The organism is Halobacillus sp. ACCC02827 (genome assembly GCF_030291935.1).
Lineage (GTDB): Bacteria > Bacillota > Bacilli > Bacillales > Halobacillaceae > Halobacillus.
Genome location: NZ_CP128168.1, coordinates 3171079 through 3193088, shown reverse-complemented (window position 1 = coordinate 3193088; position 22010 = coordinate 3171079). Strand labels below are relative to the sequence as shown.

Sequence of the window (22010 nt, the reverse complement as noted above, 5' to 3'; positions counted from 1 at the left end):
ATTTGGGAAAAACTAAGTCAGCGAGATGACTGAAACGCCAATGTCCCAACGTATATCCGTTTCTCTTGAGCGGATTAGGTTTGGAGAGCGGTTATGCTTATACAATAGGGAGGATCTACAGAACATGTTTGCGAGAGATATAGGAATCGACCTCGGTACAGCGAATGTACTCATTCATGTAAAAGGTAAAGGAATCGTATTGAATGAACCATCCGTCGTAGCGATGGACCGGAATACAGGAAAAGTATTGGAAGTGGGCGAAGAAGCCCGTCGTATGGTAGGACGTACGCCTGGAAACATCGAAGCGATCCGACCACTTAAGGATGGCGTCATTGCGGACTTTGACGTGACGGAAGCGATGCTTAAGCACTTTATCCAAAAGACGAACGTGAAGGGATTCTTCTCTAAGCCGCGCATGCTGATCTGCTGCCCGACAAACATTACGAAAGTGGAGCAGAAGGCGATCAAAGAAGCGGCGGAGAAATCCGGCGGGAAGAAAGTGTACTTGGAAGAAGAACCGAAAGTGGCTGCGATTGGTGCTGGTATGGATATTTTCCAACCGAGCGGTAATATGGTTGTAGACATCGGTGGAGGAACAACGGATGTAGCTGTGCTGTCTATGGGAGATATCGTAACGGCGTCTTCCATTAAAATGGCCGGAGACAAGTTCGACCATGAAATACTTCAATACATCAAGAAACAATACAAACTTCTAATTGGGGAGCGTACGGCGGAAGATATTAAAATCAGTGTCGCTACGGTCTTCCCTGGTTCAAGAAATGAAGAGATCGAAATCCGCGGTCGTGACATGGTGTCAGGGCTTCCGAGGACGATTACGGTCAACTCAGAAGAAATTGAGAAATCACTGCGCGAATCTGTTCAGGCGATTGTTCAGGCAGCCAAGCAGGTACTGGAGCGTACGCCGCCGGAATTATCTGCGGATATCATCGATCGTGGTGTGATCATGACTGGTGGAGGAGCGCTTCTTCACGGAATCGATCAATTGCTTGCCGAGGAGCTGAAAGTTCCGGTTCTGGTTGCAGAAGCACCGATGGATTGTGTGGCGACAGGTACAGGAATTATGCTTGAAAATATCGATAAACGGATTTCGACGAAGTTTTAATTTTTCTTGAGATTCGGAAGGAGCGATCACCTTGTTGAGAGGATTCTACACAGCTGCCTCAGGTATGAAGGCGAATCAGCGGATGCAGGAAACATTATCGAATAACATGGCCAATGCTTATACTCCAGGGTACAAAGCGGATCAAGGGACGATGCGGTCTTTCCCTGAGCTTCTGATTGAACAAATGGGAAGCCGCACACTGCCTACATCACGTGGAACGAAAATACCTGTCAACAGAGAAGTAGGATCCCTTAACACAGGTGTATATGTGCAAGAATCTATCCCTTCCTTCGTCCAGGGAGACGTAAGGGAGACGGGTGTCGGGACGGATCTGGCTCTCGTTCAGCAAGGCGTACCGGATGACGGAGGGATGGTATTCTTCCGTGTCAGCAACGATGATGGGGAAGAACGCTATACGAGAAATGGAAACTTCACGGTGGATGGAGAAGGGTTCCTTACGACCAATCAGGGCGGGTATGTCCTTGATGAAGCCGGGAATCCAATCAATACGTCCGGAATCGATTTTGTTGTAAACACGGATGGTACGCTTCAATTGGACGGGCAGCAGGTGGCTTTAGGCTTTGCCTACAGTGCTGATCCGGCATCCATGGTCAAGGAAGGCAGCGACTTGTTCCGTTCGGAGGAAGACCTGGCGGATGCCGGGGGAAATGAAGCCGTCCGTTTTGATGTGGTGCAAGGACAATTGGAACAGTCCAACGTTGATCCTGCGACCACGATGACGGAAATGATGAATACATATCGTTCGTTTGAAATGAATCAGCGTGTGTTGAAAGCATATGATGAAAGCATGCAGAAAGCTGTAACAGAAATCGGCAGAGTCCGGTAAAGGGAGGAACAGCCATGATCAATCGTTCCATGATTCAATCAGCAGTAACAATGGGCCAGCTGCAGACGAAGCTGGACTTGATCGGTAACAACCTGGCCAATAGTCAAACGACAGGATATAAAAGCCGTAGTGCTGATTTTTCCTCTCTTTTGTATCAGCAGATTGATAATCAGTCAGATAATCTTGCGGAAACGGGACGGCTCACACCGGACGGAATCCGGATCGGTTCCGGTGCCGGGATCGGACATACGAATCTTGATTTGAGTCTTGGAAGCCTTCAGGAGACGGGGCGCACCCTTGATGCGGCTTTTCTTCAGGAAGGGCACATGTTCGAGGTTTTAGTTCCGACAGAAGCAGGTATAGAAACACAGTACACCCGTGCCGGGAACTTTTATCTAAGTCCGTTGAATGACGGTGAAGTCATGCTGACGGATACGAATGGCAATCCAGTTGCAGGGGAAGACGGGGAGCGGATTGTCCTGGAAGACGGCTTTCAATCCATTACACTGAATGCGGACGGATCCGTTGTTGTACGGCGTAATGGAGCAGAAGAAACAGCAGGTAGGCTTGCTGTCGTTGATGCGGTCCGACCACGTATGCTGGAAGCTGTCGGCGGCAATCGATTCCGTATTCCGGACGGTATTGCTGCGGATGGACTGGTTACCGCGGTCCAGCCGGGAGAAACGGTATTAAAAAGTGGGACGCTGGAAACGTCTAATGTAGACGTTTCGAAACAAATGACGGATATGCTGATGGCTCAGCGTGCTTATCAATTCAACGCGAAGTCGATTTCGACAGGAGACCAGATGATGGGGCTTGTCAATCAGCTGAGATCATAATAGTAAGGAGTTAGACGACCATGGCAACAGATCCTAAAGCAAAAGGGATAAAGCAAATGAAAGAGAAGGAAACTGCCGTCAAACCGAAGGCAGGGAAGAATAAACCGAAGAAAGAGAAGACCACAAAGAAACCCCGCAGGCGGATTCTTCCGATATGGCTTCGGATCCTCATCGTTCTCCTCCTCAGTGCTCTTGCCTTACTGATAGGATTGATGGTCGGATATGGTGTGATCGGTGATGGTGATCCTACAGATGCGCTGAAAGTGGAAACGTGGCAGCATATATGGGACATCGTGACGAAAACAGAATAAAAACCGGGCTTGTCTTCATTATATGTGGAAGCCTCCGGAATATGACGACACGGACTCATGAGAGTCCGTGTTTTTTGTGTTCTTCCAATGTTTTCAAATTCCCCTATGGGGTATGAGGTAGATACAGCGAAGTCAGTCGGGAGGGAAACTATGAAAACAGATGTATTCATTGCAGGCGGCGGTGTAGGGGGCCTGATGCTTGCTGCGAAGCTTGCCAGCAGAGGAGTTCATGTCGTCATTGCAGAGCAGATGAACAGGAAATCGCCTGCTTATAAGGGGGAACTCCTTCAGCCGAAGACCATTGCTATATTAGACCGAATCGGCGTTGGAGAACAGGTGGAAGCGTGCGGTCATCCGATCGATCAGCTCCGTTTTCAGGAAGTCCACCGCAGGAAAGGGCGTCCGCCTGAAGAAATCAGTTTGACCGAGCTTGACTACGGCAGAGTAGCGAGCGTATATGATCATGCATTGATGGTCCCTCATGAGAAGACAAAGGATATCCTCAGAAATAAAGGGAAATCGTTTGAGCAATACTTTCACTACCTCCCGGGTGCCCGGTTCCTGGGCTTTGAGAACGGTGTAGCTGTCGTTAAACAGAAGAGGGAGAGAATATCAATCCAGGCGGACGTGTATGTCGGAGCGGAAGGGAGAAGCTCACCGACGCGCGATGCGATGAACGTCCATATGGAACGGAAAGAGTATAATCATCATTTCCTCACGGTCACTATTCCCCGTCCGGAACGTTTCACGAAGGGGAAAATCATTACAACTTCGAATGGTTTCCTTGGTTTATTCCCTTTGCCGGACAAAGAGATCCGTACCGTTTACCTCATTGAAGCAGGGAGTTATAAACAAATCAAAAAACAGGGACTCGAGCGGTTCTATGAAGCATACAGCGAGCTTGCGCCTGAATTAAAGGACGGCGTCCGCGCCATCAGAGACTGGCGCGATATCCAGCTTATGATTCCCTATACCTATCATGTCGATCGGTACTATGCCGGTAACCTTGTATTGATCGGCGACGCTGCCCACACGGTACATCCCATGGCGGGAGAAGGTATGAACTTAGCGGTGCAGGATGCCGACGTGCTCGGGGAACTGCTGGCCTGGTGTAAAGAAGAGGGAAAAAGCTATCATGAATACCTTCACTATTATGAAGAAGTAAGAAAGCCTCGTGTCTCCTTTCTCCTTACCTTGAGTCATATGTCCGCCCTCGTTTATTCTTTCCGGTACGAGTGGTGGAGAAAGCTGAGATGCAGGGCTGTGGAGCGGATGTATGAAGATGATAAGCTGCACGTTAAGCAGATGCTGAACATATCCGGATTAGGAAAATGGGATTTCACATTAACCGACAGGGCGGTTCAGGGAAACATGCTTCCGGCAAGAAAGAGGCGGGTGAAGGATACGGAACAGTACCGGCGCTTATTCTCGAAAGCGGAAGATTACCCTTGGATAAAAAATGAGAAAGGAAGGATCAGATGAATGAATGGATCACCGTGATGCAGGCGAGGAAGTGGATGAAGAAGAATGAATCCTTTTTACCGATTTGGCATGCATATGTCGGATCGGAGCTCGACTTGTTTGATGAATTCGAAACGGCACGAACCATTGATGTAATTAGTGAGAAGACGGGGTATCCGATGGACCTGCTCTCTTCCTGGGTCAAAGTCGGTGTTGCTGTGAAGCATCTGAAGAAACGGCCTGGCGGGCGCTACCGCACTTCGAAGAAACATTGCGCAAGCCTCATGGGTGAACGATCGTCTCCAGGGGTGAAGGCGCTGCTTAAAGAAATGATGGAACTTCATATCCCTACTTTGTTGCAGTATCCGGATATAATGCGGTCGTTGGAGCGGGCGGAGTTCGATCATGACAGGCATGGAGAAGTCGTTGCCGAAACGTCTGCTCTGCTTGAGCATTTTGCCATGAAGAAAATAATGAAGACACTACGTGATAAAGACATCGACACGGTCATTGATCTTGGATGCGGAAACGGTTGTTATTTACGAAAACTGGCTGCAACTTATCCTTCCGTCCGGATGATCGGGGTCGATATCAACCAGAAGGTGATTGAGAGCGCCCGCGCGGCATCGGAGGGATACCCGAATATCGAATTTGTCGTCGGGGACGTCCATGACTGGAACCCGGAGGATAGGAAGGCGGATGTGGTGCTGCTGCACAATCTCTTTCATTATATTCACCCGGATGAGCGGTCGGGTCTGCTCGAGCAGATGCATGGATATGTGAAGCCGGACGGTCTTATTTCCGTCATTACTCCGATGAATGAAACGATGTACGGAGAAGCCTTTTCCTCTGCGTTCAATAGTTTCTTCGTTGCCCATTCCAATTTATTTGCTCTTCCAGACAAAGCAGAGCTCGAACGTGTAACGAATAAAAGCAACTATGACCTGTTTGATCTGGACCCTATCGTTAAAGAGGGATCCTGGTACACGTGCTGGCTGAGTCCGTCCTCTCTGGTTCAGGAAGCCAGACAGACTGGTACAGACAGCAGGGAGCAGGTGCCGGCTTCTGCCGGGGAAAGTGCCTGGACAAGGAGTTCATGAAAAAAAGGCTGCCGCAGTAGTTATGCAGGCAGCCTTTTAAAGCTATAATCGTTTTCCTTGGACGAGGCGGATGATGAGTACAACCAGTGCGACCACTAAGAGAATGTGGACGAGGTTCCCTGCAATACCACCGATGACGCCAAGCAGCCATAATACCAATATGATAATAAAGATAGTCCAAAGCATGATTGTTCATCCTCCTTCCTTTAGATGTGTCATCTAGAAATTAGCATTCCCTAATTTCGGTATGTCAAACGAAATTGCGGAAAACGATTTGTTCCACGTGGAATCTACGCTTATAATGGAGAACAGGACTGATGAAAGGAGCAAGATGATGCTGGATATTGAACAAATCAAAGAAATTATTCCCCACCGTTACCCGTTTCTATTAATCGACCAGGTAGAGGAGATTGTCGAAGGCGAGCGTGCGGTTGGATACAAGAATGTAACGATAAACGAACCCTTCTTTCAGGGCCATTTTCCGGATTATCCGGTGATGCCCGGCGTACTTATTACAGAAGCCTTAGCGCAGATGGGCGCGGTTGCGATGCTTAAGAAAGAAGAAAACCAAGGGAAATTGGCGTTCTTCACAGGTATCGATAAGTGCCGCTTTAAGCGTCAGGTTAAACCGGGCGATCGGTTGAAGCTGGAAGTGGAAATTGTCCGTTTGAAAGGACCGATCGGCAAAGGGAAAGCGAAAGCCACCGTCGACGGGCAGCTTGCCTGTGAAGCGGAAATCATGTTTGCATTGAAATAATGGAGAGACCCGGCAGCTGCTGCCGGGTTTTTTTATTTTCTTGGTGGAATATGGATGGATTCTCTTCTTCTGGACATACTAGAGCACGTAATCATCAAAAAGGAGGAAATGTCCATGAAAGCTTTGTTACTTAAATTGTTGGTCGCTTTGTTCGCTGTTTCTCTTTTAGGTGCGTGTGCTTCGGAAGAGGAGCCCGCGGAGGACGATAACAACACAGAAGAGAATATGCAGGAAGAAGAAGATAACATGGAAGAGGATATGCAGGAAGACGAGAACAAGATGGAAGAAGATATGCAGGACGATGAGAACAAGATGGAAGACGATATGAATGAAGAAGAGAAGCAGAACGAAGAAGACATGACGAACGAAGATACGATGGAAAACGATGAAAACAAAGACAACGAATAATAAGTCTTAAAAAGCCGCTGTTCAGCGGCTTTTTTTCATGGACAGAAATAAGGCGATAATCAGTAGACAGAGACCACCGATGGTAAAGATCGGTACGAAGACCGGCTGAGCTTTGGGCGGGGACAGGAGAAATAAAGCGATGCCTGCTAAGAAAAGGGAGTAACCAGTACATGCCATTCTTTTGTCCATTCGCTCAGCTCCTTTATCATCACGCCCGCCGGTGGCAATCTTTTGATTACGCCTTTATATCAAGGCTGTTTCCGAGATCCGGGTGGGGGATGGAGTTCTCCATCATCTCCACCATCCGGGCCCCTTTTGTATCGGCGTCCCCCATCACTTTATCCATCAATGCCAGGTTCGTCTGCTGTTTCAACTGTGTTGTGCTCAGCGCCATTGATAAGGCTGCAATATCCATTTGATCCCTCCTTCCTTTCTTGTATCGGAATACGAGAGAGGAGGATGAAGGGATATTTTGACCAGAGATTGTCTATATCCTTTGGAAAATAGGCGTCGGTTCGGTAGAATGAAGATAGAACAATTCATAAAAACTTTACAATTATAAGTTTCCAGTTTTTAGATGCGTGGAATAAGCGAATAGAGGTGATTATTGATGAAGTACAGAACGGCACAAGATTTAAAAGAATTATTGTTAGAAGAGCGAGAGAGAGTGGTCAACAACATTCCGCAGGAAAAACTGGATGTTTACCTTTACCTGCATACGGTGTTTGAAGATACGTATGTCCCGGATGACAAGCTCTATCAATTTATCTTCCGGCATTTCTTCCGATTGGATAATCCGAGTTTGACGAAGGAGTTTGAGAGCTGTTACTTCAAACTGATGGAAGAACAGCGGGACCATGAACGACCGAATATCGTCCAGATAACGAAACGTCTGTACGAAGTAAAGAACCACAAAGGGAATCCTACGATGCAGTTTCCACTTGCTGCCTCTATGCTGCATACCCTGAACCCCAGCTTCCCCTCGTATGACAGCGATATTGTTAAAGCGTTCGATTTCTCATCCACGTATCATCTGTCCGGTTTTGATAAGAAAATGAAACGCTACATCGCCCAGTACCAGCATACTTTCCATACGTTCGGTGAAATGATGGAGGATGAAGCACTGGAGCCGCTTTTTACTCATTTTGATCAGCGTTTCCCGGAATATGAGCTTCCCAAGATTAAGAAACTCGATCTGCTCGTGGCACAGCTCGGAAACAGCCTCCAATAGGCATCACGGCCGAACCGATCCGGTTTGGCTTTTTTTGTGCCCTCGTCGCATAACGTCTGTTATTTATTACCACAATAAGGGGCAGATGAAACGAAAGTACAGCATATTCCGACACGGGAAGCAGACACAATTTTGTCATTTTCCCCGGAATGCTGCAAGTTGCAATACATAGGGGAGTTTAGTAACATTAATCGTAATTATGACTACATGGTCAGCGGTTTGTATTCGGCGTACATAAAAGGTTCAGGGGAAACACATCGAAGAGAGTCTTTGAAGGAGAGGAAGTCTTGATGAAACAGCTGGTAATGGTGTTGTCGCTGGTAGTATTGGCGGCGTGTATGCAGGAAGAGACGGGTTCAGAAAAAGCGGAGGAGCGTGTGACCCCTGTTCAGGTGGATACAGTCCAAAAGGATGATTTCGTCATCGAACGGGAAATTTCGGGATCCGCAACGGCCGGAGAGCAGGCGCCTGTGACAGCCAAGACGCCTGGAGAACTGGTTACCTTGAATGTGGAGAAAGGCGACAGAGTGGAGAAGGGAGAGACGATCGGTGTCGTCGATCCTGGTAACGGAGAAAGTCAGGTGGAGCTGCAGGAATTGGCGGTCCGTCAAGCGGAGCAGCAGCTTGAGAATGCCCGGTTGTCCAAAGAACAAGCAGCAGCCGGCGTCGAGAATGCGGAAGATCAGGTGACGCTTGCCAAGCAGGCTTCTCAATCAGAAAAGAGTCAGACGGCCCAGGCGGCGGAAGCGGCTGAACAGCAGTACGAACAGGCAAAACAGCTGGCTGATGAGACACAGAAGCTGTTTAAAGAGGAGAAGATTCCTGAAGCGCTGTATGAGCAGGCGGCAAATCGTGCGGAGCAGGCACAGGCACAGATGAAGCAGTTGAGTGGGCAGGCGCCTGCATCTGCTTCCGCTGTCGCCCAGGCAGAAGCTCAAGTCGATCAGGCCGAGCAGCAGATCGAGCAGGCGGATATGGCCGTAGAACAGGCAGAGCTTCAAGTCGAGCAGGCGAATGTCCAATTGGAACAGGCGAAGGAGCAGGCGGCGAACGAAGCAGTGACTGCGCCGGTTTCCGGAGAAGTGGCTTCCCTGAATGCATCAGAGGGGGACCTCGTTACGAACCAACAGCCGTTTGCTACCGTTGTCAGTTTGAATCCGATGACGATTACTGCTTCCGTGACTGCTGAACAATTGGATTTGTTTAACAAAGAGGAAGAACTGAAGGTCAATATTGGGGCTCTTGAAGACGAAGTCACTGCGACCGTCACGTATGTTTCATCTGTCCCGGACGACACCGGATTGTATCCTGTTGAAGCACGCGTAGATAATGGAGAAGAGACGATCAAACCCGGCATGATGGCAACTTTCCTTTTACCGGAAAAGGTGGTCGAGGATACGTTAATCATTCCGACAGACAGTTTAGTAGAAGAAAATGAAGAGACATTTGTTTATCAGATCGTGGACGAAAAAGCGGTGCAGGTTGCTGTGGAAGTCGTGGAAAGACAAACGGATCAGGTTGCTGTTACCTCGGAAGATCTCCCTTCAGATGCAGATGTCATCACTTCCGGGCAGTTGACCCTTACGGACGGGGATCTTGTACGTGTCATGAAGGAGGATTCTCCGGATGAAGCTCGTTAATCTTTCCGTCAAGAGACCTGTCGGGGTCATTATGGTCGTTGCCGCCATTCTTGCCCTCGGCTTCGTTTCTCTGCGTAATTTAACGATCGATCTCTATCCGGAAATTGAGCTCCCTATCGCTGTTGTTTCGACGTCCTATGAAGGGGCGGCACCTCAGGAAGTGGAGAAGCTTGTAAGCAGGCCGGTGGAGTCGGCAGTAAGCAGTATTGAAGGGCTGGAAGTTCTTCAATCCAGGTCTCAGGCAGGCTCTTCCCTCGTGCTGCTTCAATTCAATACAGGAGTAAATCTTGACAGTACGCTGCTTGAGGTGAGGGAAAGCGTCGATCAGGTAACGGGCGTCCTTCCCGAAGAAGCTTCCGATCCAAGTGTGCTGCGCTTCGATCCGCAGCAGCTGCCGATCATGACGATCGGCTTATCCGGCGGATCTCCGGCAGAGTTACAGCAGGTTGCCGAAAGTCGGATCGTCCCTTTTCTTGAGCGACAGGATGGTGTCGCCTCTGTCAGCGTGGAAGGTGGACAAGTAAGTGAGGTGCAGGTCCTTATCGACCGTGCACAGATGGCTCAGTATGGACTGGATTCGCAGACAGTCATTCAAGCGTTGAATGCCGCTAATCAATCCGCATCGGCCGGGAATATCGAGTCCGGTCAGAAAGATTTGCAGCTTAGACTGGAAGGGGAGTTTTCCGCGGTGGATGATGTGCGTGAGACCATCATTCAGTCTCCATCGGGTGCGAAAGTGACGCTCGATCAAATCGCGGATGTCGAGGAAACGCTTGTCGATGCCAATTCGATCAGCAAGGTCGATGGAGAGTCTTCGGTCGTGCTGTCCATCTTGAAGAAAACCGATGCCAACAGTGTAGAAACGGCGGATAATGTAAGAGCGGCACTTGGAGATTTGGATGAGGATCTACCGGAAGGGGTCGGGACGAGCATCGTCCTGGACACGTCCGACTTTATCAAAACATCCATAAACAGTGTCGTCTTGAATATTATTATCGGGGGAATCATATCTGTTCTGGTGTTACTCTTGTTCTTAAAGAGCTTCCGGGCAACACTGGTCATCGGTCTTTCGATTCCGATCGCCATCATTTCGACGTTCACGTTGATGTATTTCACTGGAGAGACGTTGAATGTCCTGACGATGGGTGGACTGGCGCTTGGAATTGGAATGATGGTGGACAGTTCCATTGTCATCCTGGAGAATATCGTCCGCTACCGGCAGCAGGGGTATTCTATGGTGGAAGCGGCAAAAGTGGGGGCATCGGAACTCGCGCCTGCCGTCGTTGCTTCCGCTACCACAACCTTGGTTGTTTTCCTGCCGATCATCTTTGTAGAAGGAATTGCATCAGAATTATTCACACCGCTTGCCTTGACGATCATGTTCGCACTGATTGCATCGCTTGCTGTATCGGTCACACTCATTCCGATGCTGTCTTCGAAATTGTTAACGAAGTCGTTGAAGGAAAACGGCCGGCGTTATTGGTTTGACCGCTTCCTTGATAAGGTGAATGACGTGTACCGTTCTGTACTGCGCTGGGTGTTGAAGTTCAGAAAAACGACGCTGGCGATTACGACGGCCTTGATTGCTGCAGCGATAGCGGTCATTCCATTGATCGGAACCGAATTCATTCCTCCTTCCGATCAAGGGCAGGTGGAAATCCAAGTCGAAATGCCTGCAGGTACATCGCTTTCCGAAACGGAGTCCGTCACAAATCAAGTTGATGAACAAATTGCAAAGTTCAAAGATATCGTTGACGTCAGTTATTTATCCATTGGCAGCGGTGGTATGGGAAGCTTTGGTAACGGTTCTACCGATTCGGCATCCTATACGATTCAGCTCATTGATCCTGAATCCAGGGAGAAGACAACCCAGGAAGTGATGGGGGAGCTCGATGAAGCCGTTGCTGGAATCGCAGGAGCGGAAATCGAGGTGAGTGAACTCGATGCCGGCCTTGGAACCGGAGCACCTCTTCAGGTCCAGTTGAACGGGGAAGAATATGACGTCCTTGATGAGCTTGGAGAACAGGTTGCTTACGTAATGAACGAAGTCGACGGTGTAAATAACGCCACTTCTTCCACAGAGGAAGGACGACCGGAAATGCAAATCAACGTCGATTCCCAGAAAGCGGCCCAATATGGATTGACGGATCAACAGGTCATCAGTCAAGTCCAGCTTGCCTTCAATGGTCAAATTGCGACAAGGTACCGGAACGGCACGGACGAAGTCGACGTCCGATTCATCTTCCCTGAGGAGGACCGGCAGACGATTGCCGATCTCGAAAGTATGCCGGTTCAATCTCCGGGCGGGGGGATTGTTCCTCTTGCGACGATCGCAGAACTGGAACAGGTCCAGGGGCCTGTCTCTCTGTTACGGGAAAATCAGCAGCCCCAGGTGAATGTAGAAGCGGAAGTCAGCGGTATTGATCTAGGAACAGCGACCGAACAAGTAAGAGCGGAACTGGAACAGCTGAATTTCCCGGATGGATATTCCTACACCATCGGCGGTCAGGCGCAGGATATGCAGGATGCGTTCGGCGATTTAGCTATCGCCCTTGTATTCTCTATTTTCCTTGTTTACGCCGTCATGGCGATCCAGTTCGAGAACTTCCTGTTCCCGTTCATCATCATGTTCTCGCTGCCGGCAACGATTGTCGGTATATCGGGTGGTCTTCTGTTGACTGGTCTCCCGTTCAGTCTTCCGGCTTTTGTGGGTATCATTATGCTCGCAGGGATAGTCGTTAACAACGCAATTGTTCTCGTGGATTACATCAATATTCTGCGTAGGAAATTGTATGACCGGTTGGAAGCGATTCTCGAGGCAGGACCGAACCGCCTGCGTCCGATTCTCATGACGACGCTGACGACGATCCTCGGCATGGTGCCGCTTGCCCTCGGCATCGGTGAGGGGTCCGAAGCCCAGCAGCCGCTGGCGGTGACAATCATCTTCGGGTTATCCGTTTCCAGCTTGTTTACACTCGTGCTCATTCCGGTCGTGTACACGTATTTCGATGATATATCGAGAAAAGTGACTGGTTTCTTTCAGAGGCGGGTAGAGAAATAGTAGTGATTCCAAAACCCAAGCTTGTAAACACAGGCTTGGGTTTTTATTAAATCATTTTTTTATGAAAAAGGTGATCCAAATAGAACGTTGAAACGATAGCTGTTTAAGTACACGTCCAGGAAAAAGGAGGGGCAGACAGTGGAAAGAAAGTGGAAAATTTACTTTTCTATCGTGGGCACGATCGCCCTGTTGATGTTCTTATATCAGTCCAACGTGTTTGCCATGTGGGCATCTGATGAGCCGGTGAGCAAGGGGAGCCGTAACGTCGTGAATACCGATATCTACCCATCGGGAGAGCAGGCGGACGAGCAGACGGTAACAGAAGAATTCCGAGTCTTGAATGAAGAGAATAAAGAGCGGGCGGAAGAGGCGGAAGCAGGAATAGTCCCGGTAAATATTAAAATTCCTGCCATCGACGTCGATGCCGCTGTAGAAAATGTCGGTGTCCTTGAGAACGGGGAGATGGGAGTGCCGGAAGACCCGTCAAAAGCGGGCTGGTTCGAGCCTGGGACTCAGCCGGGAAAAACAGGGAACGCAGTCATTGCGGGCCATGTAGACAGTCATACCGGTCCTGCTGTCTTCTACGATCTGGAGAAGCTGGAGCCGGGGGATGAGATAACGGTTACGGATGACGAAGAAAAAGAGAGAACTTATGTAGTGGAACGGATGGAGAGCTATCCGTGGGATGAATCTCCGATTGAAGAAATTTTCGGTCCGACGAGTGAAAAGAGGCTGAATGTAATTACCTGTACCGGTGAATTCATCCGGGATAAAGGAGGTCATCAAGACCGGCTCGTAGTCTACACTACTCTGAAGGAAGAAGTGGAAGATGAAACAGAACTTCCTTCTCCGACAGCCGTGGAAGTGAGTGGTTCCTTTGTAAACTGGCATGCCGTCCGTAAAGACGATGTTGTCGGATACCGGGTGTACCGCAGCGCAGATGGCGAAGACTTCGAACAAGTGGCCAGCATCTCTGCGCATGAAAGAAAGACATATGTCGACCCTGAGGCGGGAAGCCATATCTATTACGTTACGGCGGTTGATGCGGAAGGGAATGAATCCGCGCCATCCGTGAAATCGAATGAGAATTGATTAAAAAAACTGGTGTTCCAACCGCATGCTGATCAGTAGGCGGTGGTCCTCCAGTTTTTTTGTTTTAAGGATGATGGATAATTGCTTCTGACATCGATTCCCCAAGTGTATGGATTATCTGTTTCAACGGTTCGGGATAGTCGAAGACGTGGACTCCGCAGGACATCTTCTTTTCTTCTTTCTGCAGCCAGATGACGCGCCCTTCGGCAATAAACGTGCGGTTTTGAATCATCATTGTCACAAGCAGTTCGTCTTTCATCATCAAATCAGGATGAAGGGCGCTCGTGAAGCGTAAACCGTTAAGACTTATGTCATTCACTTCTAAAGGACCTGAAACTTGGCGGTTCCACTTCTTGTTATAAAAGCCTGGCAGAGGTGATTGGAAGGTGTAACGAAAGGGCTCGCTCCTACGTTCATGCATCATACCCCATCCCCTTTATGCTCCTTATTTATATAATCATATAATGTGGAGGGAAGAGGTTCAACGTTTTTGCAACATAATTTTTTAACCTTCCCCGCGCCGGTCCACCTTTATCAAGTCCCACGTTGTAACGATGCCCATCGGTAATTCGTTGGAGGACCCGGTTTCTGTGACAAGCACCGCTTTCAGTTTCCTGTCTTGATCGAGACTGTTCTCAAACCTCTCTTCCAAATCGAAAACAGTCCGGTCGGCTGCCAGGAATTCGACGTTCGCTTCTTTTTCATGCTGGAGGATGTCTGCGGCAGTCACCCCTTTCAGTGACAGGTGCTCATCGGCAGTGGCAGAAGCCATCCAGTGGAGAATCCCTTCATTGGTCAGCAGGCCGAGAAAGGAACGGTCTTTTGTATAGATAGGAAATTGGGAGATTCGGTGTTCGTCGAACGCTTCGACCAAGTGAATGAGCGTCGTATCTTCCTTGAAGTAGAGGACGGGACGAGTGGCGAACTGCAGCGCTTCCGGTGGTTGATCAAGCGTTCGTTTAATTTCCTGCAGCTTCCGTACGACGTCTTCGTGGGGACTGGCTATATAATAATCCCCGCTGATCCGTTCATGGACGATGGCGTTCCTCAACTTGGCATACTGCTTCAGCTGATCAAAATGGATACGGATGACGCTGTGTTTCAGCTTGGATCGCTGCAGCAGTTCGACGAAGTTGTCGTTTTTCGGGTAGCCGTTCAGCTCTTTTAAATGCTGATGAATCTGATTGAATGTGATTTCGAACTGTTCCACGGTATCATTCATGTCGCTCACCTTTCTCATCATTTAATCCTAGTATTGCATTTCTCGCTTCACTCATACTCATTTAAAGAACGTTTATAAAAAATTGCTTTATCATTTTTGTCATTTTCCGATATAAATAAATGGGGAATTCTATGTATACATAGAAATGAAAACCCTTTTTGAATTAGGCCGGGATATTTATTTTTCGTGCTTTAAATAGAACGGCCTGTCGTGTTGTGTTATACTCAAATTACATAGAAAGAGGTGAGAGTATGATCGGTGAGCGGATTAAGAAAATACGTAAAGACCGTCATATGTCGCTGTCTGAATTAGCCGAAAGAGCAGGGGTGGCGAAGTCGTACCTAAGTTCCATCGAGCGGAATATCCAAACGAATCCTTCCGTTCAGTTTCTGACAAAAATATCTCAGGAGTTGGGCGTAACCATTAATTTTCTTCTCCATGGGGAAGCGGAACCTCAGGATGAGAATCTGGATGAAGAATGGATGAACCTCGTTCAAGAAGCAATGAATTCAGGGATATCGAAAGATCAATTCAGGGAATACTTGGAGTTCAATAAGTGGAGGATCCACCAAAGTAAATAAATGCAGACTGTGTAGTCATGCCTTTCTTGAAGGGTCTAAAAAGTGCGCCGGGGTTCCGGCGCAGAAGGGTTTTTCTAAAAAGCTGCCGATCCCTTCCACACGTGGAAGCCTCATCTGACATGTTCGAATGCCATCCGGTTACGGGTGGCATTTTTTCGTGTATTAGAAAAAGGGGGATAATTGTCCTTTTATGTCTTGGTATACCTCTCTTTTTCTGAATCCGGCTGATGAAAAGCGAGAATACAGCGATTCAGGATTGTTAAACAGGGAAATGGCGTACTCGTGTTCAGGAGGCGAGAAGGGTAAAGTAGAGACACACAGGAAAAAGGAGGAAGGGCCATGTTGATGGAAGACAGATTAAAAGCGCTCCAGGAAGCAAGTCGTATTTGCTGGAAGTGTAAGGCGGAACTGCGGGAAGAGGAGGTGATGACGGTCACGGACGGTCACTCGATCTCCATTGACTTCTGTTATCGCTGTTATGAACAACATAGGGGGAAGCGACATAGGTAAAGGCACATATCCCGGACGTGCGAATAGGATATCGGTATAAGGTGAGGTGAATTGAGATGCCAGTATCCGTTGTGTTCAATCAGATTGCCGTCAATGCGCTCAATGAGAACGGTACGATAACGACAGGTCAGAATAACCAGCCGGACTGGACGTGGCAGGGGAAGAATAACAATGCCGCGGGAATAACGGTCGGATTCTTTATTGCAGCAAACAATGTCAATACAATCTTTGATAACGATGTCACAGATAGTCCATTCTTCGTCCCTACAGCCAACAACCCTCAACCGAACGTTCAATATTAAGGGGGAGATTCCATCGATATTCGTTTCGATTCCATCTATGTTAATCAGATCGAAGGGAATTCCGGGATTTTCGTCGGTCCCAACACTCAGAACGGCTGGAGTACCTATCGCAAGGAGAATGTCGGGCTGGGATCTGTGATCGGGGAAGGCAATATGATTACGCATAACATCAATGTCGTGCACGATGATGACCTCGTTGATATGCCGGTCTACAGTCCGTCCACGTCTTCCTCTCATAAACAAAACAAGGCAGGAGATCAACCCGAAGGCTGATTCTCCTCCATTTTATGTTTGATGAGGTCTGTGAGCCATTCAGGCATCTCTTGTTCTTTATCAGCCATCATCATGTCGAGGAGAGCGGAATCACTTAGAATGGAACGCAGCCCTTCCAGCGTATTTTCATCACCATGAACGGTTCCGAACCCCTGATTAAGCTTCTGATGATTCTCAAATCCGTTCGGGACGTTGTTGCCCATGTTCAAGCACGAGGCATTCTCAATCGCTCCGATCCGGATGTTTTGGATGAAGAAGTTTGGGGACAAAAAGGCCATGTCAGTCCTCCTTCGGTTTAAACGTTATTTTCATGCCGTCTTTCGTCGGCTTCGCTTCCGGTTTAGGGTCCTTTTTGACGTGGACACCAAAATTATTGCCCATGTTCAAAGCTCCGCTCAACTCTTTAATATCCAAGTTGTCCAGTTGAAAGGTCAGTTGCTCAAGCTTTGGATCGTGAATATCGACATGATCAATATGAAGGTGGTACTCCACGTGTTTCTCCTGAAGATGCTCGACGGTCTGGCGCAGACGCTGAAGCTCTTGCAGCAATTCCTTCAAATCGTTGGTGGGAGGAGGCGTTCGTTTACGAAAGAAAAACATAGCCTCAATCTCCCTGCGGCTTTTTGATGACAAGGTGTTTGTTGGATTGGAGGATGTTCCTGTCACCGACCACCTTGCCGTTTCCTTCCCATTTCTTCTGAGTGGAGCGGAATCCGGAAGGGATGTTCGTACCGGAATATATACCAGAGGCGTTGGAGATTTGATGGACGGATAATTGATCGAAAATGATGCGGCACATGTCGTCACCTCCTATCACTAATGTATGAAAGGAATAGTCAAGCATGAAAGACTTTATGAATTGGTTCCCGTCTTTTGGAAAACAAGGAGAAGGAAATCCATCGAATTCCCCTTTTGGGAACGGATTTCCGAATCAAATGATGGATATGTTCAAAATGAATGAATTCGTTCAAAAGCAGATGGAAGAAGCATTATCCCCCAATCCATTTATGCAGCAGCCAGCCGCCAAAGAAAAAGAGAAGGTCCCATACAAAGTGATTGAATTAGTCAATGAAGTTGTCGTCACGATCACCGTTCCTCTGGAAGTAGCTGTCGAGGAACTTCGGCTGACTGTAGGGAACGGCAAATTGTTTGTAGATGGAGTCGGTCAGGAACGCCTTGCAATTGCACTTCCCGCTCAGACGAGTCGGCGTAATATCCATGCCCAGTACCACGAGGGAATTGTCGAAGTGAGGCTGCCAAAACGTCACTCCGATGAAAAGGAAATATTCCTGCGCTATTGAGGGTCGAAATGGATGCGTACTTCGTTACTGTCCGCATGTTTGCGCAAGGTTATCACCATCAGGCCGTCGCTGTAGGCCGTTGTAATATCGTCAATGGAAAAGGGGAACGGAATCGGAATGATGCGCTTGAAACTGCCTTTCATCCGCTCGTCATGAATCAATTCCTCGACCGGAACAGGATAGGGAGGCGTGACGGTTCCTTTTACAATCAGGCGGGTGCCTTCCTGTGTCATCTGCACATGATCGTTCTTGGTCATACCGGGAAGTTCGATGACGAGCACCCCTTGATCTTTTGTTTGAAAAAAGTCATAGGAAGGACCTTTCTTCGGAATGACATGATGCATGTCGTCCCAAAAATCCTCTCCAAGTACTTTCTCCACATTTTCAGAAAACGCATCCCAATTGAGCTGCCCTTTTTTCTTTGTCATGAAACTCACCTCTTTCCATCAATTTATGAAGGATAAGGGACATTCATGCGAAGGAAGGATAAGGTATGCGTGAAAGCGTTACCTATTTGGAGAATTATTTGAAAAATGTTGTTGTATTTGTTTTTTTTGCATGTTATGATTTACTCAACTTCATTAATCAATGAATTTATGCAAACGTATTCACATGCGCCATAGCAATATTTTTTACTCATTTTGTACAAGCTGATGAGTTTTTTACATGCCATTTGTGCAAACGTATGCACGGTTTGTTGCACGAAGGCATACCACGAAAGCTCTTTTTTTACATGTGATATGTAAGCGGATTCAAAGGTTAATAGGATGAATAAGGAGTGGATGAGATGAAAAGAAACAAATGGTCCGCGGGGATTGCTACAGCAGTACTCGCTTCGACGGTTGCCCTGGCTGGTTGTTCCTTCGGTTCCGGTGATGGAGATTCAGAATCAAGTGGAAACTCCGGAGATGCTGTTACAGTAGATGTTTTCCAATTCAAAGTGGAATTTAAAGATCAGTTTGAAGAATTGGTATCCATGTATGAGGAAGAGAATCCGGACGTCGATATCAATGTCAAGACAGTCGGTGGAGGAAACGATTATGGGGCCTCTCTGAAAACGTCCTTCTCCTCTGGTGAAGAACCGGACATCTTCAACGTCGGTGGTCCGACAGATGTCGATCAATATGAAAAATACTTAGCAGATCTATCTGATACGGAAGCTGCCAAAGCGGCGCTTGATGGAACGCTTTCCGGCGTATCCAGAAACGATCAGGTCCTCGGTCTTCCTTTCAACCAGGAAGGTTACGGCCTGCTTTACAACAAACAGGTGTTTGAAGATGCTGGGATCAAAGCAGAAGATATCAAGACACTGGATGACTTGGAAGAAGCAGTGAAGACGCTTGACTCCAAGAAAGGCGACCTTGGTATCGACGCACCATTCGCTTTCCCTGCGAAAGAGAAGTGGGTAATGGGTAACCACCTGGCGAACGCTTATCTTGCAGACGAATTCAATCATGATGTCATGGAAGCATATGAAGCTGATACGGTCGAATTCCAAATGGGCGATCAGATGAAGCGTTTCACAGACATTCAGAACGAGTATTCCATTCAGCCTACATTGAGCCTCGACTATTCTCAACAGGTAGAAGAGAACTTCTCACTGGGTAAAGTAGCGATGATCCAGCAAGGTAACTGGGTGTACAACACCATCGAGTCCATGGATCCGGAGTTCGCGGAAAACAATGTCGGTCTTCTTCCGATTCCTGTAGAAGGATATGAAGGAAGCATCCCTGTCGGCGTTCCTAACTACTGGGTTGTAAACAAAGAATCCGATGACGAAGTCGTGCAGGCGAGTAAAGACTTCCTTGATTGGATGTACACATCTGATGCAGGCAAGAAGTTCGTAACAGAAGAGTTCAAGTTCATCCCGGCATATGAAGGGTATGAAGATCAGAATATCGCTGATCCGATTTCTCAGGAAATCTACAACTATGCTAATGAAGGCAACACGCTTGGATGGGTCTTCCTTGGTGCTCCTACGAGCTGGACAGAAAACGCACTTGGTGTAGCGATGCAGGAATATATCGCAGGCGACATCGAGTGGGAAGAGGTAGAAGAGAAAGCTACGAAAGCTTGGGAAGACGCCCGCCAATAACGGTCGTACCTTATAGGGTCGGCAGGAGCAGCTCGCTCCTGCCGGCATTATAAAATATCCCCTCTATTAGGATATTTATAAGGTAAGTATGTTAATAGACGGGATGTTTTATTTAAAGGCAGATATGAAATCGTTATCATAATAAGCATTGGAGGAGTTCTACATGCAGAACCGCAGTTTGTCCTTCTGGCTGTTCCTCACCCCCGTCATCCTCGGGTTGGGAATCGTCGTCGTCATTCCTTTCATCTATGGTCTTTTCTACTCGTTCACCGATTGGGACGGAATATCAGCGACCCAGTTCCTCGGTCTTGAAAACTATATAAATCTATTCCAGGAGCAGGAATTCGTAGATTCCATCTGGTTTACAGTACAATTCGCAGTCGTCACCGTCATTTTATTAAACGTGATGGGTCTCGGGCTTGCGCTTCTTGTCACAAGAAAAATCCGGTCCGGAAACCTGCTTCGTACGGTTTTCTTCATGCCTAACTTGATCGGCGGATTGATTCTCGGGTTCATCTGGCAGTTCATATTCATCAGCGTGTTCGGAGATGTCGCCAATCTGACCGGTATCGAAGGCCTGAACGGCTGGCTTTCCACGAAGGGCACCGGTTTCTGGGGGCTTGTCATTTTAACAGCCTGGCAGATGGCCGGCTATATCATGATCATCTATATCGCATACTTAGAAAACATTCCGAAAGAACTGATCGAAGCAGCGAAGATCGACGGTGCGAGCAGCTTCCAGCGCTTCAAGAACATCACGTTCCCACTTGTCGCACCAGCTTTCACGGTCAGTATGTTCCTGACATTGTCGATGGCATTCAAAATTTATGACCAGAACTTGTCGTTGACGAACGGCGGACCGTTCAACTCGACACAGATGGTAGCAATGGAAATCGTCAACACAGCATTCCAGGATAACGATATGGCCTACGCACAGGCGAAAGCCGTCATCTTCTTCCTGATTGTCGCGGTTATTGCGTTGAGCCAAGTGTATTACAACAAGAAGCGGGAGGTGGAGATGTAATGAAGCGAAATAAAGAAAGAAGAAATTTAATTTCCATTGAAGTCCTCGGCCTTCTGCTCGGCTTGATTTGGATTGCACCGTTTTACTTGATGATCGTCAATGCGTTTAAAACAAAACGGGGCATCTTTGAAGGTGTCCTCGGTCTTCCTGACGAATTCGTTTTCTCAAACTTTGTGGAAGCGTTCATCGATCTGGAATTTCTAAAGTCGTTGTTCAACTCGCTGATGATCACGGGCTTAAGCATCGCGATCATCATCCTGTTCTCTTCCATGGCCGGCTACGCGCTGGCCCGGAATAAAAGCAAGCTCAGCGGCATCATCTTCTTCGTGTTCGTAGCGGCAATGCTGATTCCGTTCCAGTCTGTCATGATCCCGCTTGTTTCGATTTTCGGACAGGCAGACATGCTGAACGCCGGCGGTTTGATCTTTATGTATCTCGGATTCGGATGCAGCCTGTCGATCTTCTTGTATCACGGAGCGATGACGGGTGTATCTACATCCATGGATGAAGCAGCCATCATCGATGGAGCGAACCGCTTCCAGCTATTCTGGCACATCATCTTCCCGCTGCTTAAACCGATTTCCGTAACAGTCGCGATCTTGAACGTCATCTGGATTTGGAACGATTACCTCCTTCCATCTCTTGTCTTGAATGAGTCGAATGCGACGATCCCGTTGAAGATGTTCTATTTCTTCGGACAATATACGAAGCAGTGGCACCTGGCGCTTGCAGGATTGACAATTGCCATCCTGCCGGTCATCATCGGCTACTTCTTCGCTCAGAAGCAAATCATTGCCGGTGTTTCAGAAGGTGCCGTCAAATAATCAGCAGG

General features: G+C 48.0%; 28 protein-coding genes. 19 read left to right on the top strand and 9 right to left on the bottom strand.

Annotated features, from left to right (window positions below; genetic code table 11):
* Window positions 1-124: 124 nt before the first annotated feature.
* The 6 genes from QRD89_RS16905 (at window position 125) to QRD89_RS16880 (ending at window position 5681) form a co-directional block, all read left to right on the top strand.
* Entirely contained in the window at window positions 125-1123 is a 999-nt protein-coding gene (locus QRD89_RS16905; RefSeq protein ID WP_008632370.1) for a rod shape-determining protein, read from the top strand.
* A gap of 31 nt (window positions 1124-1154) precedes the next feature.
* Complete coding sequence (locus QRD89_RS16900; RefSeq protein ID WP_039870306.1) at window positions 1155-1970, top strand: flagellar hook-basal body protein; 816 nt, start codon at window positions 1155-1157, stop codon at window positions 1968-1970.
* Window positions 1971-1984: 14 nt separating this feature from the next.
* Window positions 1985-2809 carry a flagellar hook-basal body protein gene (locus tag QRD89_RS16895; RefSeq protein ID WP_008632374.1) on the top strand — a complete coding sequence of 275 codons (825 nt, stop codon included), beginning with the start codon at window positions 1985-1987 and terminating at the stop codon, window positions 2807-2809.
* Between the two features lie 20 nt (window positions 2810-2829).
* Window positions 2830-3120, top strand: coding sequence for a DNA-directed RNA polymerase subunit beta (locus QRD89_RS16890; RefSeq protein ID WP_286095865.1), 291 nt, complete (start codon window positions 2830-2832; stop codon window positions 3118-3120).
* A 150-nt stretch (window positions 3121-3270) separates the two neighbouring features.
* Window positions 3271-4602 (top strand): FAD-dependent oxidoreductase, encoded by a 1332-nt coding sequence (locus tag QRD89_RS16885; RefSeq protein WP_286095864.1) that lies wholly within the window; start codon window positions 3271-3273, stop codon window positions 4600-4602.
* Complete coding sequence (locus QRD89_RS16880; RefSeq protein WP_286095863.1) at window positions 4599-5681, top strand: class I SAM-dependent methyltransferase; 1083 nt, start codon at window positions 4599-4601, stop codon at window positions 5679-5681. Before QRD89_RS16885 ends, QRD89_RS16880 begins: the two co-directional genes overlap by 4 nt.
* Before the next feature lie 42 nt (window positions 5682-5723).
* On the opposite strand, the gene QRD89_RS16875 is transcribed toward QRD89_RS16880, so the two are convergent.
* Window positions 5724-5867, bottom strand: coding sequence for a lmo0937 family membrane protein (locus QRD89_RS16875; protein WP_008632381.1), 144 nt, complete (start codon window positions 5865-5867; stop codon window positions 5724-5726).
* 148 nt (window positions 5868-6015) lie between these two features.
* Here QRD89_RS16875 and fabZ point away from each other — a divergent pair, with 148 nt between their 5' ends.
* Complete coding sequence (gene fabZ / locus QRD89_RS16870; protein ID WP_008632383.1) at window positions 6016-6438, top strand: 3-hydroxyacyl-ACP dehydratase FabZ; 423 nt, start codon at window positions 6016-6018, stop codon at window positions 6436-6438.
* Window positions 6439-6552: 114 nt separating this feature from the next.
* Complete coding sequence (locus tag QRD89_RS16865) at window positions 6553-6846, top strand: hypothetical protein (RefSeq protein WP_152413287.1); 294 nt, start codon at window positions 6553-6555, stop codon at window positions 6844-6846.
* A gap of 21 nt (window positions 6847-6867) precedes the next feature.
* On the opposite strand, the gene QRD89_RS16860 is transcribed toward QRD89_RS16865, so the two are convergent.
* Together QRD89_RS16860 and QRD89_RS16855 are read right to left on the bottom strand one after the other, a co-directional pair.
* Window positions 6868-7035, bottom strand: a complete 168-nt coding sequence (locus QRD89_RS16860) for a hypothetical protein (protein WP_286095861.1) — start codon at window positions 7033-7035, stop codon at window positions 6868-6870.
* 46 nt (window positions 7036-7081) lie between these two features.
* Window positions 7082-7261 carry a YjfB family protein gene (locus QRD89_RS16855; protein WP_008632402.1) on the bottom strand — a complete coding sequence of 60 codons (180 nt, stop codon included), beginning with the start codon at window positions 7259-7261 and terminating at the stop codon, window positions 7082-7084.
* 195 nt (window positions 7262-7456) lie between these two features.
* Between QRD89_RS16855 and QRD89_RS16850 the strand changes: the two genes are divergently transcribed.
* The 4 genes from QRD89_RS16850 to QRD89_RS16835 all read left to right on the top strand — a co-directional run bounded on the left by QRD89_RS16850 (window position 7457) and on the right by QRD89_RS16835 (window position 13870).
* Window positions 7457-8077 (top strand): hypothetical protein, encoded by a 621-nt coding sequence (locus QRD89_RS16850; protein WP_026577878.1) that lies wholly within the window; start codon window positions 7457-7459, stop codon window positions 8075-8077.
* A gap of 290 nt (window positions 8078-8367) precedes the next feature.
* A complete protein-coding gene (locus tag QRD89_RS16845) occupies window positions 8368-9717 on the top strand; it encodes an efflux RND transporter periplasmic adaptor subunit (protein WP_286096893.1) in 1350 nt (449 codons plus the stop codon).
* Entirely contained in the window at window positions 9704-12778 is a 3075-nt protein-coding gene (locus QRD89_RS16840) for an efflux RND transporter permease subunit (protein WP_286095860.1), read from the top strand. The genes QRD89_RS16845 and QRD89_RS16840 overlap by 14 nt, the downstream gene beginning before the upstream one ends.
* Window positions 12779-12916: 138 nt before the next feature.
* Window positions 12917-13870 (top strand): class F sortase, encoded by a 954-nt coding sequence (locus QRD89_RS16835; protein WP_286095859.1) that lies wholly within the window; start codon window positions 12917-12919, stop codon window positions 13868-13870.
* 64 nt (window positions 13871-13934) lie between these two features.
* Here the strand turns inward: QRD89_RS16835 and QRD89_RS16830 are convergent, their stop codons facing one another.
* Both QRD89_RS16830 and QRD89_RS16825 read right to left on the bottom strand, forming a co-directional pair.
* On the bottom strand, window positions 13935-14294 hold the full coding sequence (locus QRD89_RS16830; protein ID WP_152413288.1) for a PilZ domain-containing protein: 360 nt from the start codon (window positions 14292-14294) through the stop codon (window positions 13935-13937).
* 81 nt (window positions 14295-14375) lie between these two features.
* Window positions 14376-15092, bottom strand: a complete 717-nt coding sequence (locus QRD89_RS16825) for a CBS domain-containing protein (protein ID WP_008632413.1) — start codon at window positions 15090-15092, stop codon at window positions 14376-14378.
* Window positions 15093-15343: 251 nt separating this feature from the next.
* Between QRD89_RS16825 and QRD89_RS16820 the strand changes: the two genes are divergently transcribed.
* From QRD89_RS16820 to QRD89_RS16810, 3 genes are all read left to right on the top strand, one after another.
* A complete protein-coding gene (locus QRD89_RS16820) occupies window positions 15344-15673 on the top strand; it encodes a helix-turn-helix domain-containing protein (RefSeq protein WP_008632415.1) in 330 nt (109 codons plus the stop codon).
* A 339-nt stretch (window positions 15674-16012) separates the two neighbouring features.
* Window positions 16013-16183, top strand: coding sequence for a hypothetical protein (locus tag QRD89_RS16815; RefSeq protein WP_161484927.1), 171 nt, complete (start codon window positions 16013-16015; stop codon window positions 16181-16183).
* 56 nt (window positions 16184-16239) lie between these two features.
* Entirely contained in the window at window positions 16240-16485 is a 246-nt protein-coding gene (locus QRD89_RS16810; RefSeq protein WP_008632417.1) for a hypothetical protein, read from the top strand.
* A 257-nt stretch (window positions 16486-16742) separates the two neighbouring features.
* Here the strand turns inward: QRD89_RS16810 and QRD89_RS16805 are convergent, their stop codons facing one another.
* The 3 genes from QRD89_RS16805 to QRD89_RS16795 are packed head-to-tail and all read right to left on the bottom strand — an operon-like array spanning window position 16743 to window position 17557.
* Window positions 16743-17036, bottom strand: a complete 294-nt coding sequence (locus tag QRD89_RS16805) for a hypothetical protein (protein WP_008632418.1) — start codon at window positions 17034-17036, stop codon at window positions 16743-16745.
* Between the two features lies 1 nt (window position 17037).
* Window positions 17038-17358: a hypothetical protein gene (locus QRD89_RS16800; RefSeq protein ID WP_008632419.1), complete on the bottom strand. Its 321-nt coding sequence runs from the start codon at window positions 17356-17358 to the stop codon at window positions 17038-17040.
* Between the two features lie 4 nt (window positions 17359-17362).
* Window positions 17363-17557, bottom strand: coding sequence for a hypothetical protein (locus QRD89_RS16795; protein WP_008632420.1), 195 nt, complete (start codon window positions 17555-17557; stop codon window positions 17363-17365).
* Window positions 17558-17600: 43 nt separating this feature from the next.
* Here QRD89_RS16795 and QRD89_RS16790 point away from each other — a divergent pair, with 43 nt between their 5' ends.
* Window positions 17601-18059 carry an Hsp20/alpha crystallin family protein gene (locus QRD89_RS16790; RefSeq protein WP_008632421.1) on the top strand — a complete coding sequence of 153 codons (459 nt, stop codon included), beginning with the start codon at window positions 17601-17603 and terminating at the stop codon, window positions 18057-18059.
* Here the strand turns inward: QRD89_RS16790 and QRD89_RS16785 are convergent.
* Window positions 18053-18487: an Hsp20/alpha crystallin family protein gene (locus QRD89_RS16785; protein WP_286095858.1), complete on the bottom strand. Its 435-nt coding sequence runs from the start codon at window positions 18485-18487 to the stop codon at window positions 18053-18055. The genes QRD89_RS16790 and QRD89_RS16785 overlap by 7 nt on opposite strands.
* 359 nt (window positions 18488-18846) lie before the next feature.
* Between QRD89_RS16785 and QRD89_RS16780 the strand changes: the two genes are divergently transcribed.
* The 3 genes from QRD89_RS16780 (at window position 18847) to QRD89_RS16770 (ending at window position 22002) form a co-directional block, all read left to right on the top strand.
* Window positions 18847-20154 carry an ABC transporter substrate-binding protein gene (locus QRD89_RS16780; RefSeq protein WP_008632423.1) on the top strand — a complete coding sequence of 436 codons (1308 nt, stop codon included), beginning with the start codon at window positions 18847-18849 and terminating at the stop codon, window positions 20152-20154.
* Window positions 20155-20317: 163 nt separating this feature from the next.
* Window positions 20318-21178, top strand: a complete 861-nt coding sequence (locus tag QRD89_RS16775; protein ID WP_008632424.1) for a carbohydrate ABC transporter permease — start codon at window positions 20318-20320, stop codon at window positions 21176-21178.
* Window positions 21178-22002, top strand: a complete 825-nt coding sequence (locus tag QRD89_RS16770) for a carbohydrate ABC transporter permease (RefSeq protein ID WP_026577881.1) — start codon at window positions 21178-21180, stop codon at window positions 22000-22002. Before QRD89_RS16775 ends, QRD89_RS16770 begins: the two co-directional genes overlap by 1 nt.
* Window positions 22003-22010 lie beyond the last annotated feature (8 nt).

Excerpts from the sequence above, each read along its gene's own strand:
- QRD89_RS16905 (WP_008632370.1), top strand. The coding sequence starts at position 125 with ATGTTTGCGAGAGATATAGGAATCGACCTCGGTACAGCGAATGTACTC.
- QRD89_RS16895 (WP_008632374.1), top strand. The coding sequence starts at position 1,985 with ATGATCAATCGTTCCATGATTCAATCAGCAGTAACAATGGGCCAGCTG.
- QRD89_RS16890 (WP_286095865.1), top strand. The coding sequence starts at position 2,830 with ATGGCAACAGATCCTAAAGCAAAAGGGATAAAGCAAATGAAAGAGAAG.
- QRD89_RS16885 (WP_286095864.1), top strand. The coding sequence starts at position 3,271 with ATGAAAACAGATGTATTCATTGCAGGCGGCGGTGTAGGGGGCCTGATG.
- QRD89_RS16880 (WP_286095863.1), top strand. The coding sequence starts at position 4,599 with ATGAATGAATGGATCACCGTGATGCAGGCGAGGAAGTGGATGAAGAAG.
- QRD89_RS16875 (WP_008632381.1), bottom strand. The coding sequence starts at position 5,867 with ATGCTTTGGACTATCTTTATTATCATATTGGTATTATGGCTGCTTGGC.
- fabZ (WP_008632383.1), top strand. The coding sequence starts at position 6,016 with ATGCTGGATATTGAACAAATCAAAGAAATTATTCCCCACCGTTACCCG.
- QRD89_RS16865 (WP_152413287.1), top strand. The coding sequence starts at position 6,553 with ATGAAAGCTTTGTTACTTAAATTGTTGGTCGCTTTGTTCGCTGTTTCT.
- QRD89_RS16860 (WP_286095861.1), bottom strand. The coding sequence starts at position 7,035 with ATGGACAAAAGAATGGCATGTACTGGTTACTCCCTTTTCTTAGCAGGC.
- QRD89_RS16855 (WP_008632402.1), bottom strand. The coding sequence starts at position 7,261 with ATGGATATTGCAGCCTTATCAATGGCGCTGAGCACAACACAGTTGAAA.
- QRD89_RS16850 (WP_026577878.1), top strand. The coding sequence starts at position 7,457 with ATGAAGTACAGAACGGCACAAGATTTAAAAGAATTATTGTTAGAAGAG.
- QRD89_RS16845 (WP_286096893.1), top strand. The coding sequence starts at position 8,368 with ATGAAACAGCTGGTAATGGTGTTGTCGCTGGTAGTATTGGCGGCGTGT.
- QRD89_RS16840 (WP_286095860.1), top strand. The coding sequence starts at position 9,704 with ATGAAGCTCGTTAATCTTTCCGTCAAGAGACCTGTCGGGGTCATTATG.
- QRD89_RS16830 (WP_152413288.1), bottom strand. The coding sequence starts at position 14,294 with ATGATGCATGAACGTAGGAGCGAGCCCTTTCGTTACACCTTCCAATCA.
- QRD89_RS16825 (WP_008632413.1), bottom strand. The coding sequence starts at position 15,092 with ATGAATGATACCGTGGAACAGTTCGAAATCACATTCAATCAGATTCAT.
- QRD89_RS16820 (WP_008632415.1), top strand. The coding sequence starts at position 15,344 with ATGATCGGTGAGCGGATTAAGAAAATACGTAAAGACCGTCATATGTCG.
- QRD89_RS16815 (WP_161484927.1), top strand. The coding sequence starts at position 16,013 with ATGTTGATGGAAGACAGATTAAAAGCGCTCCAGGAAGCAAGTCGTATT.
- QRD89_RS16810 (WP_008632417.1), top strand. The coding sequence starts at position 16,240 with ATGCCAGTATCCGTTGTGTTCAATCAGATTGCCGTCAATGCGCTCAAT.
- QRD89_RS16805 (WP_008632418.1), bottom strand. The coding sequence starts at position 17,036 with ATGGCCTTTTTGTCCCCAAACTTCTTCATCCAAAACATCCGGATCGGA.
- QRD89_RS16800 (WP_008632419.1), bottom strand. The coding sequence starts at position 17,358 with ATGTTTTTCTTTCGTAAACGAACGCCTCCTCCCACCAACGATTTGAAG.
- QRD89_RS16795 (WP_008632420.1), bottom strand. The coding sequence starts at position 17,557 with ATGTGCCGCATCATTTTCGATCAATTATCCGTCCATCAAATCTCCAAC.
- QRD89_RS16790 (WP_008632421.1), top strand. The coding sequence starts at position 17,601 with ATGAAAGACTTTATGAATTGGTTCCCGTCTTTTGGAAAACAAGGAGAA.
- QRD89_RS16785 (WP_286095858.1), bottom strand. The coding sequence starts at position 18,487 with ATGACAAAGAAAAAAGGGCAGCTCAATTGGGATGCGTTTTCTGAAAAT.
- QRD89_RS16780 (WP_008632423.1), top strand. The coding sequence starts at position 18,847 with ATGAAAAGAAACAAATGGTCCGCGGGGATTGCTACAGCAGTACTCGCT.
- QRD89_RS16775 (WP_008632424.1), top strand. The coding sequence starts at position 20,318 with ATGCAGAACCGCAGTTTGTCCTTCTGGCTGTTCCTCACCCCCGTCATC.
- QRD89_RS16770 (WP_026577881.1), top strand. The coding sequence starts at position 21,178 with ATGAAGCGAAATAAAGAAAGAAGAAATTTAATTTCCATTGAAGTCCTC.